The sequence below is a fragment of the Corynebacterium drakensteinense genome, from assembly GCF_041224285.1.
Lineage (GTDB): Bacteria > Actinomycetota > Actinomycetes > Mycobacteriales > Mycobacteriaceae > Corynebacterium.
In genome coordinates this window covers 50,659-69,287 of sequence record NZ_JAXOFP010000007.1, presented here as the reverse complement: position 1 = coordinate 69,287, position 18,629 = coordinate 50,659, and the positions used below count along the sequence as shown (strand labels likewise).

Sequence of the window (18,629 nt, the reverse complement as noted above, 5' to 3'; positions counted from 1 at the left end):
TTTTCTGTCACAGTTTTCTTCAGAGTCACGGAGAATCGACACACTGTGATCCACCCCATTTCGGGTGATTTCATTGCAAACAAAAATCATTTTCGCATAGCTTTACTCACCCGATTCTGACCCTACAAATAGAAAAAGCGCCGCTCCCCAATCACTCAGGAAACGGCGCTTGCGCAGCGATACAGCGGCAGCTGCTTACATCATGCCGCCCATGCCACCCATTGGGTCGGCACCAGCAGCGGCGTCAGCACCGGCTGGCTCTGGCTTATCCGCAACCACAGCCTCGGTGGTCAGGAACAGCGCTGCGATCGAAGCAGCGTTCTGCAGAGCAGAGCGGGTGACCTTGACTGGGTCGTTAATACCAGCAGCCATCAGGTCGACGTACTCACCGGTAGCGGCGTTCAGGCCTTCACCTGGGTTCAGGCGGGAAACCTTATCGGCAACGACGCCGGGCTCCAGGCCGGAGTTGTAGGCGATCTGCTTCAGCGGTGCAGACAGTGCCTCGCGGACGATCTTCACACCGATGGCTTCGTCGCCAGTCAGATCCAGCGCATCCAGGGCGGAAGCAGCCTGCAGCAGGGCCACGCCACCGCCGGCGACGATGCCCTCGTCGACAGCAGCCTTGGCGTTACGCACGGCGTCTTCGATGCGGTGCTTGCGCTCCTTGAGCTCAACCTCGGTAGCAGCACCGACCTTCAGCACGGCGACGCCGCCGGACAGCTTCGCCAGGCGCTCCTGCAGCTTCTCGCGGTCGTAATCGGAATCGGAGTTCTCGATCTCTGCGCGGATCTGCTTGATGCGGCCGTCGATCTGCGCCTGCTCGCCAGCGCCCTGCACGATGGTGGTCTCGTCCTTGGTAACGACAACCTTGCGCGCGGTACCCAGCTGGGAGATGTCGGCGGTCTCCAGCGACAGGCCAACCTCTTCAGAGATAACCTGGCCACCGGTCAAGATAGCCATGTCCTGCAGGGTTGCCTTGCGACGGTCACCGAAGCCCGGAGCCTTCACGGCAACGGACTTGAAGGTGCCGCGGATCTTGTTCACCACGAGGGTGGACAGGGCTTCGCCCTCGACGTCCTCGGCGATGATCAGCAGCGGCTTGTTGGACTGCATGACCTTTTCCAGCAGACCAACCAGTTCTTTAATGTTGGAAACCTTGCCGGAAACCAGCAGGATGTATGGGTCTTCCAGCACAGCCTCGCCACGCTCCACGTCGGTGGCGAAGTAAGCAGAGATGTAGCCCTTGTCGAAGCGCATACCTTCGGTGACCTCGAGGTCCACACCAAAGGTGTTGGATTCTTCGACGGTGATTACAGAATCCTTGTTCACCTGGCCGTTGCCGACGGTGTACATGGCTTCGGCGATCTTTTCGCCAATCGCAGGATCAGCCGCCGAAATGCCGGCGGTGGTAGCGATCTGCTCTTGGGTTTCTACTTCCTTGGCAGTTTCCAGCAAACGCTCCACCACGGCCTTGGTGGCTGCTTCGATGCCGCGCTTGATGCCCATTGGGTTGGAACCGGCAGCAACGTTGCGCAGGCCCTCTTTCACCAGCGACTGCGCCAGCACGGTAGCGGTGGTGGTGCCGTCGCCGGCAACGTCGTCAGTCTTTTTTGCTACCTCTTTGACCAGCTCTGCGCCGATCTTTTCGTATGCTTCATCCAGCTCGATTTCACGAGCGATCGAGACACCATCGTTGGTGATCGTTGGCGCGCCCCACGACTTTTCCAGGACGACGTTGCGTCCCTTTGGTCCCAGGGTGACCTTGACGGCGTCGGCCAGCGTGTTCAGGCCGCGCTCTAGGCCACGGCGTGCTTCTTCGTCGAAAGCAATCTGCTTTGCCATGTGTTTTGTGCTCCTTTTATTGGTGAAGGACAACACTCACGGGAACGATCACGCCAGGCGCCCGCGACGGCACGAATGGTGTGAGTGTGCACCATCCTCACCTGCGTGATAGGTCTATTAGTAGTGGTTTAGCACTCCACTACCGGAAGTGCTAGCAACCATTCTGGCACTCACCCCGCCCGAGTGCAAGATTTTTCCGGCGGCGTTTCGCGCAACTTTCCTGCTAGGTTAGCGAGCATGAACATTGACAGCAGCAACCGCAGCTTTGCCGAAAATCTCAGCTCCGCAGAAAACGAACAGGCTTTGGCCGAGCACATTCGCAGCCAGCGTGCAGAGATTTTCTCGCAACTCGCAGAACTCATCGCTTTCAATTCCGTCTACCTGCCAGACAACCCACAGCTCAAAGAAGAGCACACCAATGCCGGAAACTGGGTTGACGCAGCACTCACCGAAGCCGGCCTGCAGGTCGATGCCATCCAGACCGTCGACGGTTCCACCACCTATCTCGCATCCAGCCCGAAGATCGAAGGCGCCCCCACGGTCTTGCTGTACTCGCATTACGACGTCGTCCTAGCCGGCGATCCTACCGACTGGACCGCAGACCCATTCACCCTGACCGAGCGCGACGGCCGCTGGTATGCCCGCGGCGCCGCCGACTGCAAAGGTTCGCTGGCGATGCACCTGGCTGGCCTGCGCGCAGTCGATGCCACCGTCGGTCTGGACAATCTGGGAATCAACCTGCGCGTGCTCGTCGAAGGCTCCGAAGAGCAGGGCGGCGACGGCCTGGACAAACTGATTAAACAGCGCCCGGAACTGTTCCAGGCGGATGTCATGCTCATCGCCGATGGCGGAAACGTCGCCGCCGGCACCCCCACCATCACCACTGCCCTGCGCGGCGGTGCGCAGCTCAAGGTTTCCGTCGACACGCTGCGCGCCCCAGTCCATTCCGGCTTGTTCGGCGGCGTGGCCCCAGATGCCACCTTGGCTTTGATGCGCGCCTTGCAATCGCTTTACGACGAATCCGGCCACACCGTCATCACCGGCTTCGAACCCACCGACGAGCCGCAGTGGCACTGGGATGGCGCCAGCTACGACCCACAAACTTTCCGCTCTGATGCCGGCGTTCTCGATGGCGTCGGGCTGCACGGCAAAGACACGGACGCCGAAATTGCCTCGCAGCTGTGGTCGCGACCAGCAGCGACGATTACCGCCTTTACTTCCCGCCCAACTTCCGACGTCGTCAATGCAGTCACCCACCACGCAGAAGCCGTGGTGAACCTGCGCGTGCCGTTCCACCTGGACACCCAGGACGTCGTCGACGCTGCCGCGCAACAAATCCGCGATGCCGTGCCGTTTAACGCGCACATCGAGGTCACGGCAGAAGATGTCTTCAGCCCGTTTTCTACCAGCACCGAATCCGCCGCTTTCGACGTTTTCGAATCCTCGATGGCCACCGCTTTCGGCCGCGAGGTGCAAAACACCGGCAACGGCGCATCCATCCCGCTGACCACCGCGTTGGCCGAAGCCAACCCGGATGCCGATATCGCCGTCTACGGGCTGTGCGAGCCGCAAACCACGATCCACTCGCCAGATGAATCGGTCGACCCCGAAGAAATCATCCGCCTGGCCACCACCGAAGCGCTGTTTATCACCCGCTTAGCCGCGCAAACTGCACAAGCCGCGCAAGCTGCGCAGAACTCGCAGGGCACGGAATCCACACAAGCCACGCAAACCACGCAAGCCACTGGCACCAACAGCGAAGGGTAACCGCCGTGTCCAGCTACCACGACCCGTCCAACCCAAACCACGAACATCTCGCGCACGCACTGCGCCACCACATCAACGCGCAACGCCAGCGCACCTTTGGTGACTTGGCGCAGCTGTGCACCATCCCCTCACTGGCGCTGAATGACGAACACGCCAAGGACATGGATCGATCAGCCGCGATGATCCGCGACCTCATGGTCGAGCGTGGCCTCGAGACCGAAATCATCGACACCAGCGACGGCTCACCGGCGATCGTCGGCAAGCGGGCGGCGAAAAACAACGCCCCGACGGTGCTGTTGTATTGCCACCATGACGTCGTCGATATTTCCACCCCGGAGGAATGGGAATCCGACCCGTTCATCCTCACCGAGCGTGACGGGCGCTGGTACGCGCGTGGTGCTGCCGACTGCAAAGGCAACCTGCTGATGCACCTGGCCGCGATCCGCGCCGTCGATGCCGTCGGCGGTTGCGATGCGGGCATCATTCTGGTTTGTGAAGGCTCCGAGGAGCGCGGCGGGCAGGGCTTGCAGGATCTTGTCGACGAACGCCCCGAGCTTTTTGACGCCGACCTGATCTGCATCGCCGATACCGCATCCGGACAGGCGGGCTTGCCGACGCTGACCACCAGCCTGCGCGGTGGCGGGCAACTGACCGTCACCGTCGACACGCTGGAAGCCCCCGTTCACTCCGGCCAGTTTGGTGGCGCGGCCCCAGATGCCGTGGCTGCCCTAGTGCGCGTGCTGGCCACACTGCATGACGACGACGGCCAAGTCGCGGTCGACGGTTTGGGGCAGCACCGCAACTGGGACGGCAGCCCTTACCCTGCCGAAGAGGATGAGGCCCGCGATGCCGCAGGACTGCTCGACGGCGTCGACCTGCTCGGCGCCAGCGAGGATGAGATGGCTGATCTGGTCTGGGCGCGCCCGGCGGTGACGATCACCGGCTTTAGCTCGACCCCGGTAGAAGAAGCCATCAACGCCGTGCCGGCTACCGCGTCGGCGCAGCTCAACCTGCGCGTGCCACCGGGGGTGGATACCCAGCAGGCGGCAGAAAAAGTTGCCGCACATCTACGGGAGAACATCAGCTGGGGTGCGCACATCGATGTCGAAATCACCTCAGCCAACCCGTCGTTCGCCGCTGATACCTCCGGGGCGCTGTTCGAACTACTCAGCGAGTGTATCGCCGAAGCCTACGGGCAAGAGACCGAAATGATCGGCACCGGCGGGTCCATCCCCCTAACGGTGAAGTTGGCAGAAAAATTCCCAGATGCGGAGTTCGGGCTGTACGGCGTCGCCGAATCAGCTTCGGCCATACATTCGAGTAACGAATCTGTTGATCCTGAAGAAATTTCGCGCTTGGCACTGGCAGAAGCTCTGCTGTTGACGCGTCTCCATTTCCGCTAGACTTGAAAAAGTCTTTAGCCCGCGCGCAATAAACGGGAGGCGGAATTAATTGTGCTCATCCTGCTAGGTTCCCTAGCCTGCGCCTCAATCCTGGCGCCGCTTCTGATCCGCTGGTTGGGCCGCCCGGCCTTCGCCCTACTCGCCGTGGTTCCCGCGGTGGGTTTTTTCTGGTTGCTGCAGCATTTCGTCGACGGCACTTTCACTGACGAGGGCACGCTGGAATATTCCTTGGCCTGGGTCCCGGAAATTCAGCTGTATATCGATTTGCGCATCGATGCATTATCCGCATTGTTTGGGCTGATCATCACCGGGGTGGGTGCACTGGTGATGCTGTATTGCTGGGGGTATTTCACTTCCACGACGCGACGCCTGGCCATGTTCGCAGGCCAAATGATGGCCTTTGCCACCGTCATGATGGGCCTGGTCTCCTCGGATAACTTCCTGCTGCTCTACATTTTCTGGGAAGCCACCTCGATTCTATCTTTCCTGCTGGTTTCCTACTACGGCGAGCGGGCTTCTTCCCGACGTGCCGCGGGCCAGGCTTTGATGGTCACCGTGCTCGGTGGCCTGACGATGCTGGTGGGCATCGTGTTGCTGGGACAAACCACCGGCACGTGGCGGTTCTCGGAACTCAGCGCTTTCGCGGCCACCGCAGAACTCAACGAGGTGCCGTATATCGGTGTTTCCATCGTGCTGGTCATCGTCGGTGCGCTGTCAAAATCCGCCATTGCCCCATTCCACTTCTGGTTGCCTGGCGCCATGGCTGCCCCGACTCCGGTCTCGGCATACCTGCACTCCGCTGCGATGGTGAAAGCCGGCATTTACCTGGTTGCTCGCCTAGCACCGGATTTTGCGCAGGTGCCCAGCTGGCACGCCTTGATCATTCCGCTGGCATTGTTCACCATGCTGCTGGGCGGTTGGATGGCGCTGAAACAGCGCGACCTGAAGCTGATTCTGGCTTACGGCACCGTCTCCCAACTCGGTTTTATCACCTCAGTCGTGGCCATCGGTTCGCGCGAAGCCATGCTGGCCGGTCTGGCACTGACCGTCGCGCACTCACTGTTTAAAGCGACGCTGTTTATGGTCGTCGGCGCGATCGACCATTCCACCGGAACCCGCGATATTTTCGATCTCTCCGGTTTGGGCCGCAAGCAACCGCTGTTAGCAGCCATCGCTATTCTGGCAGCGGCCTCGATGGCCGGTGTGATCCCGATGCTAGGATTCGTCGCCAAGGAAGCCGCCCTGGAAGCCGTGCTGCACGAGCAGCTGCTGTTCGGTACGCCACGCCAGCTGATCTTGGTGTTCATTACCGTCGGCTCGGTGCTGACGGTCGCTTATTCCATCCGGGTGATTTACGGCGCGTTTGCGAGCAAGAAACCCACCCACCCTACTGGCGGCGGCATATGCCAAGAAGTCACCCAGATGAAACCAATCACGGTGCTGCTCTGGGGCCCACCGGCAGTACTGGTGGGGTTGACCATCTTCTTCGGTCTGCGCCCGATCATCATCTCCAATGCCATTAATCAACACCTAGATTCCGAGTATGCGCAGCTGGCTGGCGCGGGCCACGGTGCAGCAGCCACGCACGCGACGGACCTGGCACTGTGGCACGGCTGGACTGTGCCACTGGCAATTTCAGCGGGCATTCTGGTCGTTGGTGGTCTTTTCCACTGGCAGCGTCACGCCCTGGCGAAGGCCTATTTCGAATATCCGGCACTGGGTAACGCCAACGACGCCTACTACGCCATTCTGAACCGACTGCGGAGGATTTCGCTGCGTTTGACTGCCTCAACCCAGCGCGGTTCGTTGCAGTACAACCTGGGTGTCATTTTCGTCGTCCTCACCGTGTTGCCTCTGGTGGCACTGCTGTTGGGTGACCGGACGAATATCCGGCTTAGCCTGGGTGAATCACCGTGGCAAGCCGCGGCCGCGGTAGCGATCATTGCTGCCGCGATCGCGGCGACCGTCATGCACAACCGTCTGTCGGCGGTGATCTTGGTCGGTGTCACCGGTTACTTCTTGGCGTTTATTTTTGCCATGTATGGCGCACCTGATCTGGCTTTGACCCAGGTGCTGGTGGAAACCGTGCTGATGATCATTTTCATGTTGGTGCTGCGAAAAATGCCGACCAATGTGGAATGGCGCGGCAGCCCGCAGTTCAACCGTTTCCGCGCCTGGCTGTCTATCGCAGTGGCATTTTCCGTGGTCACCGTCGCGTTGTTCGCCATGAACGCGCGCACGGCACCATTAATTTCCGAGCCGATGCCAGCACTGGCAGAACAAATCTCGCACGGTTTGAACACCGTGAATGTGATCCTGGTGGACTTCCGCGCCTGGGACACGATGGGCGAAACCATCGTGCTGATCATCGCCTCGCTCGGTGTGGCCTCGCTGGTCTTCCGCACCAACTCGTTTGTCCGGCATTCCCGTCGGCCGATCCTCACTGCGGTTTCGCGCCGCTGGTTGGCCGCCCAAGTAGAAACGGAACGTGCAGCAAACCGCTCGATCATGGTCGATGTGGCCACGCGCGTGCTGTTCCCGTCGATGATGGCACTATCGGTGTATTTCTTCTTCGCCGGCCACAACGCCCCAGGCGGTGGCTTCGCTGGCGGCTTGGTCGCTGCTCTGGCTCTTTCCTTGCGCTATGTCGCCGGTGGTCGCGCTGAATTGGAAGAAACCCTGCCCGTCGATCCCGCACGGCTGTTCTTCTTCGGCCTGCTGCTTTCTACCGGCTCAGCCCTGGTACCGATGGCCTTCGGCGATCCGCCGCTGACGTCGTACTACGCGTCGGTGGACATCCCTGTCATCGGTGCGGTCTCCTTGCCTTCGGCATTGATTTTCGACGCTGCGGTGTACCTGATCGTGATTGGCATGACGATGTACGTGCTCACCTCCTTGGGTACGCAACTGGATCTGGAAGAAGAAGAGCGCAAGCAGCGCGCACGTGATCGCGCGAAGAACCTCAAGCGCAAAAACGAACAGCGCAAAAACGAGCGGCAGGCTGCCAAACGCACACAACAACAAGCAATCACCACCGCTGGAGAATCCGGAGAAAGGAGCCGTAGCTAATGGAAGCGAACCTGTTCCTGCTACTCGCCTCCGGGGTGATGCTCGCCGCCGGGGTCTATCTGATGCTCGACCGCGCGGTCACGAAAATCGTGCTTGGTTTGCTGCTGATCGGCAACGCCGCCAATCTGCTGATTCTGCAAGCTGGCGGCCCCGCCGGATCACCACCGATTACCGGCAGCGAATCCTCGCTCTATCCGGACCGGGAAGCCGATCCTCTGGCCCAAGCGATGATCCTGACTGCGATCGTGATCGCCATGGCGCTGACGGCATTCTTGCTTTCCTTGGCTTACCGCCAGTACCGCTACCGTTCTGCCGACGTCGTGGAAGACGACCACGAGGACGCAGCAATTGCCGCCCGGCCGATCAACGCTGCCGCAGGCCCAGACCACGACGCCTCCGACGACCCGAAGACCGGGCGCGCCACCGAAGAAGGCGACCGCTTCGGCCCAGAGTCGTTTGAAAAGCCCGTCGAAGACGCCAAAGGAACGGAAGGCGCCGATGACTAGACTAGAATCCCTTACCGAGGCAGTACTACCGTACATGCCTTTTTTGATCCCGCTGCCGGTGATCCTTCCCGCGCTTGCAGCGGCCGGGTGTCTGCTGTTTCCACGCATGCTCAACGTACGGCGTGCCTTCGTGTTCTTCACCCTGTTGGCACTCGCGGTGCTCTCGGCCACCATGCTCATCGTCGTCGACGGCGAAGGCATCCAAACCCTGCAGATCGGCGGTTGGGACGCCCCACTGGGCATCACCCTGGTCGCTGACCGCTTGTCGACGATGATGCTGTTCGTCAGCTCTATCATTTTGTTTGCGGTGATGTGGTTCGCCATCGCGCAGGGCATCCGGGATGACACGAAGGATGAACCCGTCGCGGTTTTTCTGCCGTCGTACATGCTGCTGACGATGGGCGTGAACCTGTCATTCCTGGCAGGTGACTTGTTCAACCTGTACGTCGGCTTCGAAATCTTCCTGGTGGCCTCGTATGTCTTGATGACGCTGGGCGCTTCCCCATCGCGCGTTCGTGCCGGTGTGGGTTATGTGATGGTTTCGATGGCCAGCTCCATGGTGTTCCTGTTCGGCATTGCCGTAACCTATGCGGCCGTCGGTACGGTGAACCTGGCCCAGATTGGCCAGCGCATGGAAGATATTCCGGGTGGCACGCAGGCCGCTATTTTCGGCGTGTTGCTGGTCGCTTTCGGTATTAAAGCCGCGGTTTTCCCGCTGGATTCCTGGCTTCCCGACGCCTACCCCACCGCCCCATCGCTGGTCACCGCCGTGTTCGCGGGCCTGTTGACCAAGGTTGGTGTCTACGCCATCATCCGCATGCGCACCACCGTGTTCACCGACGGCAGCTTGGATTCGCTGCTGATGATCGTCGCCCTAGCCACGATGCTCATCGGTATCTTGGGCGCGATGGCGCAAAACGATATCAAACGTTTGCTGTCGTTCACGCTGGTCTCACACATCGGTTTCATGATCTTCGGTATCGGCCTAGACAGCTCGCAAGGCCTATCCGGTGCAATCTTCTACATGGTGCACCACATTTTGGTGCAAACCGCGTTGTTCCTGGTCGTCGGCCTGATCGAACGCCACGCGGGCACATCGTCGCTGCGCCGGTTGGGGTCGCTGATGTATACCGCACCGATTATCGCCGTGCTGTACCTCATCCCGGCACTCAACCTGGGTGGCATCCCGCCGTTTTCCGGCTTCATGGGCAAAGTCATGCTCTTCCATGCTGGCGCCGAAGCCAATACTTGGATGTCCTGGGTACTGATCGGCGGTGCCGTGGTGACCTCCCTGCTGACGCTCTACGTGATGGTCATGGTCTGGTCCAAGGGCTTCCTCCGCGACCGGAAAGACGCCCCAGAAGGCAACATGGCCATCGCCCGGCCCGCCCCTTTAGCGGATATCACCCAGGAAGTGGAGTTCTCCGAGCGGGAATCCGTCGGACGCACACCATTCGGCATGATCGCAGCGACCGCGATGCTGGTGCTCGCATCCACCACGATCAGCGTCGTGGCTGGCCCTATCGCCAGCATCACCGACCGTGCAGCCAATTCCACCCAAGACGTCAACATTTACCGCACCGCGGTATTAGGAACCGATCCGAGCGAGCCGACGCGCAACCTGGAACTCGAGCGGCTCGACGACGGTGAGGATCGTCGGGAAGAGTCTGCAGAAGACACAGAGTCTGAAGAACGCACAGAGTCTGCTACACCGTCCCGTACATCCGGCAAGGGAGGCGATTCCTAATGAGAACCAGGACACCGGGCTCGCAGGGAAACCAGGCCCGCGATGAATCGCAGAAGAGCCCAGCCCGCGAAGCGCACTTCAGAAAACGTGTGCCTAAAGGCCTGCGTAACCGCTTCCGCCCATGGTTTATCACCTGGTTGATGATCATGTGGATCATCCTGGTCGGCGAGATTAGCTGGGGCAATATCGTCGCTGGGTTAATCGTCGGCACGCTCGTGGTCTACCTCCTACCACTGCCTGCGATGCCCGTTGCTGGCCTGCACGTCTCCTGGCACAAACTGGCATGGTTTTCGGTGGTATTCGTTGTCGAACTGCTCAGAGCCTCACTGCACGTGGCCTATCTGGCGCTGCGCCCGAAAGAGCTGCCGAAAACCGCAATCGTTACCGCCCCGATGCGGGTGTCGAGCGAATTCGTTTTGGTCCTGGCAGTCACGTTGTACAACCTGCAGCCGGGCGGCGCGATCACGGATATTGATATTGCCAACCGCACGCTGACGATTCACCTGCTCGACGCGGATAACGACGAGCGCATCGAGCAAGAAATCGAGCGCGTCAAAATCCTCGAAGCCCGCATGATCGAGATCTTCGAAAGGACCTAGCCCATGGATCGAGAGTTGTATACCACGCTGATGATCTTCCCCGCATTACTGATCAGCGCGGCCTTGGCAATCACGGTGTGGCGCATTATCGTCGGGCCGAATTCGCTGGACCGGCTCATTGGTCTGGATGGCATGGTCGCGATGATGCAATGCGCAGGCGCCACCTATATTGCGTGGACGAAAAATTCCACCGTGGTCTACGCCATGATGGTCATCGCGATGCTGGCGTTTATTTCCACCGTTGCCGTCACGCGTTTCCGGAAAAGGGATGTGAGTTAACCATGAATTGGGCTTTGCTTGCCGACGTCGTCTCCCTGGTGTTAGTCACCGTGGGCGCAATTTTCGTCTTTTCCGCCGCCGTCGGAGTCGCCCGTTTTGGCGATACGATGTCGCGCGTGCACGCGGTGACCAAACCGCAGACCGCCGGGTTGATCATGTGCATCATCGGCGCCGGGATCCACCTGGTGGTCGCGGATTACGACAACGGCTGGCAGTCCGATATCGGGGTGCTGTTTTTGCTGGTGATTTTCGCGCTGCTGACCAGCCCGGTTACCGCGCAGCGCCTGGGCCGCATTGGGCGTCGTGAAGGTTTGTACGCGCCGGATTCTGCGATGTCGCGCAACGACCGCCCAGCCAAGCGCACGCTGCGCAAAAAAGACCCCCGCAAAAGCTAGCTACCCAGCGGCCGCCACGTAGTCATCTCGTTGGCCGTGGCTTCCACAACCTTCTTCCAGTCTCCCCCAGCTTGCGCGAAGCGCTGCCGCTGGCGTTGGTAACCAGCGCCCTTGTCGACGATCTCACTGACCAGCTGCAGCTCGCGGGCACATCCCAATTCTTCCGCGATCGGGGCTAGTTCTTCTACCAAATCCGCGAGTTCGTCTTTGACCCAGCGCTCGTGCGTATCCCGGGAGGTAATCACCAGCGCATCCAACCCGTAGCGGGCAGCGCGCCATTTGTTTTCCGCGATATGCCACGGTTGCAGGCTCGGCAGCTGGTTATTTGTGTCGCCGTCGGCAAGCTGCTCATCCAACATGCGGTCGTAGTAGACCACCAAGCAGTGCGTCAGCGCGGTGATCGCCGAAAGCTCGCGCAGGTTCGACGAGGCATCAGAAACCCGCACCTCAATCGTGCCCCACTTGGAGGCCGGGCGGATATCCAGATGCATCGAGCCGGTGTGGCTGATCACCCCGGAGGCCGCCTGGTCGTGCATATAACCTTGCCATTCTTCCCAGGTGTTAATCGCCGGTGGCAAGCCCGCGGTCGGCAACTGTTGATACAGCATGGTGCGGTTCGACGCGTAGCCGGTATCGATGCCGTCCCATCCCGGCGAGGATGCCGAAAGCGCGAGCAGGTGCGCGAACTTCGTCATCATGGCGTTGATGATCGGCCACACGCGGTCTTCGTGCCGGATGCCGACGTGCACGTGGGTGCCCCAGATCAGCATTTGGCTGCCCCAGTATTGGGTGCGTTCGATGATCTCGGCGTAGGTCATCTTCGCGCTCACCGGGTTGGTGCGGAAATCCGAAAACGGGTGGCCACCGGAAGCCCACAGGATGAGCCCATGCTGCTTCGCGGCTTGGCGGATGACGGCGAGGTCACGGTCGAGTTCAGCCACGGCCTGCGGGATGGTCTCGCAGATGCCGGTGACTAGCTCGATGGTGTTTTGCAGGAATTCTTTTTCCAGGTGAATGCCCGGCTGGATCTGCCGGGCAGTGTCGATGACGGCCTCTGCTTGGTGCGCCAGATCCCAGGTTGTTGGGTCGATGAGCGCGACTTCCCACTCGATGCCGACGGTGGGTTTTTCCGAGCGTTTGAAGACCTCGGGAGATGTTCCCGGCGCCGCCATTACAGGTTGACCTCTCCGACCAGAACCATGGTCAAGCCGTCGTTATCGGTGGCTTCGCGCGGCAAGTAATCCATGTTTTCGCGGGCGATTCCGCCGACGCGGTCGGCAAGTTCGCGGGCGCGCTGTTCAGCAGCGGCGTTACCGGCTGGGAAAAAGACGGTGTTTTCTGGCAAGACTTTATCGCCACCCGGCAAGTTTCCGGATTCACGGGTGTGAAGACCCTCGCGCTCCAGGGTTTGCGTCACGCGGTGTGCCAGGCCGGAGACGGTGGAGTTATTCAGCACCGTCACATCGAAGTTTTGCGGTGCGCCAGCGCCTGCACCGGCTCCAGCACCTGCACGGCCGGCTGGGCGCTCACCGCCCGGCGCGGGTGCACCCTCGGGGCGGGCGCCATCGTGTGCGGCATCGTCGCCTGGTGCACCATGGTGGTGCTCGTCGTGGTGGCCTTCGTGCTCGCCTTCGTGTGGGTGGCCGTCGGCGGGCGCGCCTGCACCTGCGTTGCCGTTGTTATCGCCGTTGGCACCGTGCGCGCCGTCGGCGCCGTGACCGCCGGTCTGGTTCGCGTTCTGGCTATTCTCGGCCGTATTCGTCGCGGTGGTCTCGTCCGAGCTGGTCAGGGCGAAAATCCCCCACAAACCGAGCAGAATAGCAACGGAGATCAGCACCATCGCCAGCCCGCGTAGCGGCAAGCGGCTACCCGCACCGGCTGCTCCAGCGCCTGCTGCAGACCCCGCGCCAGCACCGGCGTCGTACGCGTCAGAATTGTTCATATTCGCCTCATCACCCTGGTTTACATTCGTCACATTAGCCACTCTAATATTCCGCATCATCAGAACTGGTCACGGCACGCCGATTGCGCACCCGCCGCAAGCGCTTTACTAACAACGGATATTCTTGCATCGCCGGCGCATAATCCAACAAAATATTCAGCCGCCGGTAATAGCGCACCGGGCTCATCCCCAATTCTTTGCGGATGGCTTCTTCCTTCGCCCCGGCCGCCCGCGGTGCGCGTTGTGTGAAGTCCAAAAGCTCCCTATCGCGGTCTGTGAGCGATTGGTTTCCAGTCATAGTTAAACTGTAGGGCATGACTGTGCGCCCCATTGTTATCCACGGCGACCCCGTGCTTCATAACCCCACAACCGTGGTCGATACCCCAGTGGATACCCCAGAACTTCAGCAACTGATCAAAGACATGTACGAGACCATGGACGCTGCCCGCGGTGTCGGCTTGGCCGCCAACCAGGTGGGCATCGGCCTGCGGCTTTTCGTTTATGGTTGCCCCGATGTCGACGGCCCCAACGGCACGGACAAGCCCGACGGCGGCATGCGCCGCGGATGTGTGATCAACCCGAAGCTGGAGACCTCAGAGATCCCGAAGACCATGCCTGCCGACGATGGCAGCGACGACGAAGGCTGCCTTTCCGTACCCGGCGAAGGTTTTCCCACCGGCCGCGCGGACTGGGCGCGGGTGACCGGCCTGGATGAAAACGGCGAAGAAATCTCCATCGAAGGCTACGGCTTTTTCGCCCGTTGCCTGCAGCACGAGGTCGGCCACCTCGACGGCTACCTCTACACCGACGTGCTCACCGGCCGCTATAAGCGCGCCGCCAAAAAGGCCATCAAGGCAAACGGATGGACCGAACCAGGCCTGACCTGGATGCCGGGCGAAGACCGCGATCCTTTCGGCCACGACGAGCGCTAACACAACGAGCGCTAAACCGCACCGGCGGCCGCACGCCTCGACCGATCTCCACGAAGGCACCTCAAGGCACCACATGACCCACCCTTTTGCCCCGCGCCACACGAAATCCCGCATTTTCCGCAGCGACGACGTCTCCCCCGGCGACCGTGTGGTGGTGCGCCGCGCGCTGGGCAACCCGAGTGCACCGGTGTATTCCGATGTCACCGGGCATGTTCTGGGCACGAGTCCGCTGGTGGTGCGCCCGCAAGAAATCGGCGGTTTCCCCTCAGACAAAGAGTCGGTGACCATTGCCGACGAGGAGATCTATGTGCTCAAGCGGCTCTCACCGCGCCGGATCCGCAACTCGGATATCCGCGCCGTCGAAGAAGCCACCGCCGCGGCGTTCCCCGGCATTCACCACCAGGTCTCGTCCGACGGGCAGTGGCTGCTGCGTGCCGGTGATGGGATCACGGAACGCTCCAATTCCGCGGTTCCGCTCGGCCGTTCGGCTGGGTTTGTACCGGTTCCAATCAGCGAGATCTTCGAGTTTTACCGCTCGCACAACCTGCCGCCACGCCTGCTGATTCCCGAGCGCATCGGCGCCCCCGCCGAGCGATTACTGCGCAGCGCGCCAGAAGGGCAGTGGGATTTGGGCCCGGAGATTCTGGTGATGACAAAAGCGCTTGACGACGTCGACAAGCAGCCCACACCCAGCCCATCCGACGAGCTGATTTTCCGCGTCGATAGCGCCCCGGACCAAGAATGGTTCGACCTGTATACCTTCCGCGGCACGGCACTTCCGCAACACGCGCTGCAATTATTGGCGAACCGCATCGATGGCGAGATGGGCTTTGCCCGCTTGCTGGAACCAGATACCGGCGCCACCGTAGCGATTACCCGCGCCACGCTGACGGAATCCGAGAATGGCCAGAAGTGGTTGGGCTATTCCGCGGTGCAAGTCGCAGAAGATTGGCGTCGTCGTGGTTTGGCCACCCGACTGGGCGCGGACATGCTGGCCTGGGGCAAGCAACACGGTGCACAGACCGCATATTTGCAGGTGATTTCGACAAACACCCCGGCGTTCGCGTTGTATCACAAGCTCGGTTTCATCGAGCACCACCGCCACCGCTGCGCTACCTGGCAGAGCTAGCACGCACCCGGCATACCCTGGCACTCGGCCCAGTGGAAACCCGGCGTAAGATTGAACGCCATGCGGATCGCTAACTGGAATGTGAACTCTATTCGCACGCGCACCGGCCGTGTGCTGGATTTTTTGCAGCGCCACAAAATCGATGTGCTTGCGGTGCAAGAAACCAAATGCGCCGACGAGAAGTTTCCGTACCAAGAATTTGCAGACGCCGGCTACCACGTCGCCCACTGCGGGTTTCACCAATGGAACGGCGTGGCTTTGATCTCCCGCCACGAACTCCACGATATCCGCCGCGAGTTTCCTGGCCAGCCGGGCTTTCACAAGGACCCCGACGAACCGCAAGACATTGAGGCCCGTGCGATCGGCGCCCGCATCGGCGATACTGGCACCGAGGTCTGGTCCCTGTACGTGCCCAACGGCCGCGAAATTACCGACCGCCACTATGAGTACAAGCTGTTTTGGCTCTACGCGCTGCGCAATTATGTGCGGGACAGTCTTGCCGACGACCCGCAGAAAAAGCTGCTGCTCACCGGCGATTTCAATATCGCCCCGCGCAACGAAGACGTGTGGGATCTCGCCGTGTTCGACGGCAAAACTCACGTGACCGAACCCGAGCGCGCCGCATTCCAGATGTTGGAAGAAGCGGGCACGAAAGAAATCACCCGCGCACTGACTGATGCGCGCTACACCTATTGGGACTACACGGCAATGCGTTTTGCCAAGGGCGAAGGCATGCGGATCGATTTTCAGCTGGCGTCGCCACAACTGGCGAAGCAAGCGCGCTCTGGATTCGTCGATGTCGAAGAACGCAGCGGCAAAGGCGCCTCTGACCACGCACCGGTGGTGGTGGATTTCCAGGCAAGTGATTTTGACGAGGTTCGCTAACTCGTGGAACCGGCGCTGTCTATCGACGTGACGTGGTGGCAGGCCGCGTTTTTTATCCTGGATTACACCATCAAGATCCTGGCGGTCGGCTTCGTGCCGGAAGGCCGTCGCCCGTCGTCGTCCACGGCCTGGCTGTTGGCGATTCTGCTGATCCCGTTTCTGGGCCTGCCGCTGTTTTTCCTGATGGGCTCGCCGTATATCAACCGGCGGCGTCACGAAGTATATAAACGCGCGAATGAGCAGCTTAACGACGCGCAAAGCCACCTGCCGGATATGCCGCCGCACCTGTGCAAATCCCGCGAGGTCGCCTCGATTCTGGCGCTCAACCGCAGGCTCACCGGGTTTCCTGCGGTCACCGGCGATCAGCATGGCCTGCTCGCCGACTACGACAAGGCCATCGAGCGCATGGCAGAAGTCATCGATAGCGCCACCGACTACGTGCACGTGCAGGTGTATATCCAATCCTGGGATGAGACCACCGACGTGTTTTACCAGGCGCTTGCCGACGCAGTCGCCCGCGGCGTGAAAGTGCGGTTGTTGTTTGACCAGATCGGCAGCGTGAAATATCCGGGGTACCGCAAACTGGGCAAACGACTGGATGCGATCGGCGTCGACTGGCATTTGATGATGCCGCTGCAACCGTGGAAGTGGCGTTTTCGTCGGCCGGATCTGCGCAACCACCGCAAGATCGTCGTCGTCGATGGCCGGATCGGTTTCATGGGTTCGCTGAACCTGATTGACCGCAGCTACCGGATCCGAAGAAATCGTCGTGCGGGCAGGCAATGGATCGATTATATGGTCGAGCTGTCGGGCCCGATCGTGACGTCGATGGAATCCGTGTTCGCGATCGACTGGTATTTGGAATCCGATGAGTTGCTCGACCCAGAGTCGAGCGGCGCGGCCCTGCAGCAGCGTGCTCACACGAGCATTCCGACCGGCGCTCGCGCCACCACCCCGGTGGCTGCGACTAACGTCGTACAGATGATCCCGTCTGGGCCCGGCTATAGTTCCGAGCCCAACCTGCGCATGTTTAACCAGCTGGTCCACCACGCGAAAAACCGCCTGGTGCTGTGCTCCCCGTATTTCATTCCCGACGAATCCCTGCTCGAGGCCGTGACCAGCGCGGCGTTTCGTGGCGTGCGCGTGGAGCTGTACGTCTCGGAACGCGCAGACCAGTTCACAGTGCACCACGCGCAATCTTCGTACTACCAGGCACTATTGGAAGCCGGGGTGCACATCTACCAGTTCCCCAGCCCCTATGTGCTGCACTCCAAGTTTGCTTTGGCCGACCCGCAAGATAACCACTGCGACGGTGTCCATGCCGTCGGCATGCTGGGTTCTTCGAACATGGATATGCGCTCGTTTGGTTTGAACTACGAGTCGACGTTATTCGTGGTTTCGGGCTCTCTGATCGATGATCTCAATGATCTCGCTTCCACCTACCGCAACGTCAGCACGCAACTGACCTTAGAAGAATGGGAGCGCCGCGGCTTTGTCCGCCGCTATATCGACAACGTCATGCGCCTGACTTCGGCGCTGCAATAGCTGGCGCTCCAATAGCTGGGCTGGGGCGGCTGCCGGAAAACTCCGCTAGCCCAGCCCGGTTAGCCCAGCTCCGCGAGAGCCGCACGCACCTGCGGCAAGGAAGCTGCAAAAGGTGCCAACAAATCCAGCTGCTCCAGCTGCCCCACCGGCACCCACCGCAGCTCGTCAGATTCGGCATTGGCTACGGTATCTAACTCGCTGCCATCAGCGGTTTTCGCCAACACCGTCGTGTACGTCCACTCACCCGCAAGCTCAGGGCGGGCGGGATCTGCTGGCAATGGACCGGAAGTCACGATCTCCTGCAACACGGTCACATCGGTTTCTGCGATACCGCATTCTTCAAAAGTTTCGCGCACCGCAGCCTGGCTGGCAGACTCATGCCCATCTCGCGCACCACCGGGAATCCCCCACGTACCACCCTGCGAGGTCCACGGTGCACGCAGTTGCATCAACACCGTCGCGTCGTCGGAAAGCAAGAACAGGCCGGCGGCGCCAAAACGGCCCCACAACTTGCTGCCATTCGGGCCGGCAGCCCAACCGTCGCCGCTGCCCCGCTGGATAGTTCCCCGGTGTGTATCTGACATGCTGC

General features: G+C 60.8%; 17 protein-coding genes. 12 read left to right on the top strand and 5 right to left on the bottom strand.

The annotated features are described in order from the left end of the window. Nucleotides 1-195: 195 nt before the first annotated feature. Complete coding sequence (groL, locus tag U1140_RS05600; protein ID WP_369846555.1) at nt 196-1,842, bottom strand: chaperonin GroEL; 1,647 nt, start codon at nt 1,840-1,842, stop codon at nt 196-198. A gap of 237 nt (nt 1,843-2,079) precedes the next feature. On the opposite strand from groL, the gene U1140_RS05595 reads away from it, so the two are divergent. The 8 genes from U1140_RS05595 to U1140_RS05560 are packed head-to-tail and all read left to right on the top strand — an operon-like array spanning nt 2,080 to nt 11,607. Then, a complete protein-coding gene (locus tag U1140_RS05595) occupies nt 2,080-3,609 on the top strand; it encodes a M20/M25/M40 family metallo-hydrolase (RefSeq protein WP_369846554.1) in 1,530 nt (509 codons plus the stop codon). A gap of 5 nt (nt 3,610-3,614) precedes the next feature. After that, nucleotides 3,615-5,012: a M20/M25/M40 family metallo-hydrolase gene (locus U1140_RS05590; protein ID WP_369846553.1), complete on the top strand. Its 1,398-nt coding sequence runs from the start codon at nt 3,615-3,617 to the stop codon at nt 5,010-5,012. 51 nt (nt 5,013-5,063) lie between these two features. Next, on the top strand, nt 5,064-8,081 hold the full coding sequence (locus U1140_RS05585; protein ID WP_369846552.1) for a Na+/H+ antiporter subunit A: 3,018 nt from the start codon (nt 5,064-5,066) through the stop codon (nt 8,079-8,081). After that, nucleotides 8,081-8,587, top strand: coding sequence for a Na(+)/H(+) antiporter subunit C (locus U1140_RS05580; RefSeq protein ID WP_018120773.1), 507 nt, complete (start codon nt 8,081-8,083; stop codon nt 8,585-8,587). The genes U1140_RS05585 and U1140_RS05580 overlap by 1 nt, the downstream gene beginning before the upstream one ends. Then, nucleotides 8,580-10,334: a Na+/H+ antiporter subunit D gene (locus U1140_RS05575; RefSeq protein WP_369846551.1), complete on the top strand. Its 1,755-nt coding sequence runs from the start codon at nt 8,580-8,582 to the stop codon at nt 10,332-10,334. The genes U1140_RS05580 and U1140_RS05575 overlap by 8 nt, the downstream gene beginning before the upstream one ends. Further along, nucleotides 10,334-10,933: a Na+/H+ antiporter subunit E gene (locus U1140_RS05570; protein WP_369846550.1), complete on the top strand. Its 600-nt coding sequence runs from the start codon at nt 10,334-10,336 to the stop codon at nt 10,931-10,933. Before U1140_RS05575 ends, U1140_RS05570 begins: the two co-directional genes overlap by 1 nt. 3 nt (nt 10,934-10,936) lie before the next feature. Continuing rightward, complete coding sequence (locus U1140_RS05565) at nt 10,937-11,212, top strand: monovalent cation/H+ antiporter complex subunit F (RefSeq protein ID WP_306515209.1); 276 nt, start codon at nt 10,937-10,939, stop codon at nt 11,210-11,212. A gap of 2 nt (nt 11,213-11,214) precedes the next feature. Continuing rightward, on the top strand, nt 11,215-11,607 hold the full coding sequence (locus U1140_RS05560; protein ID WP_369846549.1) for a monovalent cation/H(+) antiporter subunit G: 393 nt from the start codon (nt 11,215-11,217) through the stop codon (nt 11,605-11,607). Here the strand turns inward: U1140_RS05560 and U1140_RS05555 are convergent. Genes U1140_RS05555 through U1140_RS05545 form a run of 3 tightly spaced genes read right to left on the bottom strand, consistent with a single transcriptional unit; the run spans nt 11,604 to nt 13,847 of the window. Next, a complete protein-coding gene (locus U1140_RS05555) occupies nt 11,604-12,779 on the bottom strand; it encodes a glutamate--cysteine ligase (RefSeq protein ID WP_369846548.1) in 1,176 nt (391 codons plus the stop codon). The genes U1140_RS05560 and U1140_RS05555 overlap by 4 nt on opposite strands. Beyond that, nucleotides 12,779-13,582 carry a LytR C-terminal domain-containing protein gene (locus tag U1140_RS05550; RefSeq protein ID WP_369846547.1) on the bottom strand — a complete coding sequence of 268 codons (804 nt, stop codon included), beginning with the start codon at nt 13,580-13,582 and terminating at the stop codon, nt 12,779-12,781. Before U1140_RS05550 ends, U1140_RS05555 begins: the two co-directional genes overlap by 1 nt. Nucleotides 13,583-13,592: 10 nt before the next feature. After that, a complete protein-coding gene (locus U1140_RS05545; RefSeq protein ID WP_369846546.1) occupies nt 13,593-13,847 on the bottom strand; it encodes a DUF3263 domain-containing protein in 255 nt (84 codons plus the stop codon). A gap of 16 nt (nt 13,848-13,863) precedes the next feature. Here U1140_RS05545 and U1140_RS05540 point away from each other — a divergent pair, with 16 nt between their 5' ends. The 4 genes from U1140_RS05540 to U1140_RS05525 all read left to right on the top strand — a co-directional run bounded on the left by U1140_RS05540 (nt 13,864) and on the right by U1140_RS05525 (nt 18,040). Then, entirely contained in the window at nt 13,864-14,481 is a 618-nt protein-coding gene (locus U1140_RS05540) for a peptide deformylase (RefSeq protein ID WP_369846545.1), read from the top strand. Nucleotides 14,482-14,554: 73 nt separating this feature from the next. Then, entirely contained in the window at nt 14,555-15,610 is a 1,056-nt protein-coding gene (locus U1140_RS05535) for an N-acetylglutamate synthase, CG3035 family (protein ID WP_369846544.1), read from the top strand. A 60-nt stretch (nt 15,611-15,670) separates the two neighbouring features. Next, complete coding sequence (locus tag U1140_RS05530) at nt 15,671-16,495, top strand: exodeoxyribonuclease III (RefSeq protein ID WP_369846543.1); 825 nt, start codon at nt 15,671-15,673, stop codon at nt 16,493-16,495. Between the two features lie 3 nt (nt 16,496-16,498). After that, complete coding sequence (locus tag U1140_RS05525; protein ID WP_369846542.1) at nt 16,499-18,040, top strand: phospholipase D-like domain-containing protein; 1,542 nt, start codon at nt 16,499-16,501, stop codon at nt 18,038-18,040. Between the two features lie 59 nt (nt 18,041-18,099). Here U1140_RS05525 and U1140_RS05520 read toward each other — a convergent pair whose 3' ends face one another. After that, the gene (locus U1140_RS05520) at nt 18,100-18,624 is read right to left on the bottom strand and encodes an NUDIX domain-containing protein (protein ID WP_369846541.1); all 525 of its coding nucleotides are present in this window, start codon (nt 18,622-18,624) and stop codon (nt 18,100-18,102) included. Nucleotides 18,625-18,629 lie beyond the last annotated feature (5 nt).

Bases quoted from the DNA above. Each gene is read 5' to 3' on its own strand.
- groL (WP_369846555.1), bottom strand. From the start codon at position 1,842: ATGGCAAAGCAGATTGCTTTCGACGAAGAAGCACGCCGTGGCCTAGAG.
- U1140_RS05595 (WP_369846554.1), top strand. From the start codon at position 2,080: ATGAACATTGACAGCAGCAACCGCAGCTTTGCCGAAAATCTCAGCTCC.
- U1140_RS05580 (WP_018120773.1), top strand. From the start codon at position 8,081: ATGGAAGCGAACCTGTTCCTGCTACTCGCCTCCGGGGTGATGCTCGCC.
- U1140_RS05575 (WP_369846551.1), top strand. From the start codon at position 8,580: ATGACTAGACTAGAATCCCTTACCGAGGCAGTACTACCGTACATGCCT.
- U1140_RS05570 (WP_369846550.1), top strand. From the start codon at position 10,334: ATGAGAACCAGGACACCGGGCTCGCAGGGAAACCAGGCCCGCGATGAA.
- U1140_RS05565 (WP_306515209.1), top strand. From the start codon at position 10,937: ATGGATCGAGAGTTGTATACCACGCTGATGATCTTCCCCGCATTACTG.
- U1140_RS05560 (WP_369846549.1), top strand. From the start codon at position 11,215: ATGAATTGGGCTTTGCTTGCCGACGTCGTCTCCCTGGTGTTAGTCACC.
- U1140_RS05555 (WP_369846548.1), bottom strand. From the start codon at position 12,779: ATGGCGGCGCCGGGAACATCTCCCGAGGTCTTCAAACGCTCGGAAAAA.
- U1140_RS05545 (WP_369846546.1), bottom strand. From the start codon at position 13,847: ATGACTGGAAACCAATCGCTCACAGACCGCGATAGGGAGCTTTTGGAC.
- U1140_RS05540 (WP_369846545.1), top strand. From the start codon at position 13,864: ATGACTGTGCGCCCCATTGTTATCCACGGCGACCCCGTGCTTCATAAC.
- U1140_RS05535 (WP_369846544.1), top strand. From the start codon at position 14,555: ATGACCCACCCTTTTGCCCCGCGCCACACGAAATCCCGCATTTTCCGC.
- U1140_RS05530 (WP_369846543.1), top strand. From the start codon at position 15,671: ATGCGGATCGCTAACTGGAATGTGAACTCTATTCGCACGCGCACCGGC.
- U1140_RS05520 (WP_369846541.1), bottom strand. From the start codon at position 18,624: ATGTCAGATACACACCGGGGAACTATCCAGCGGGGCAGCGGCGACGGT.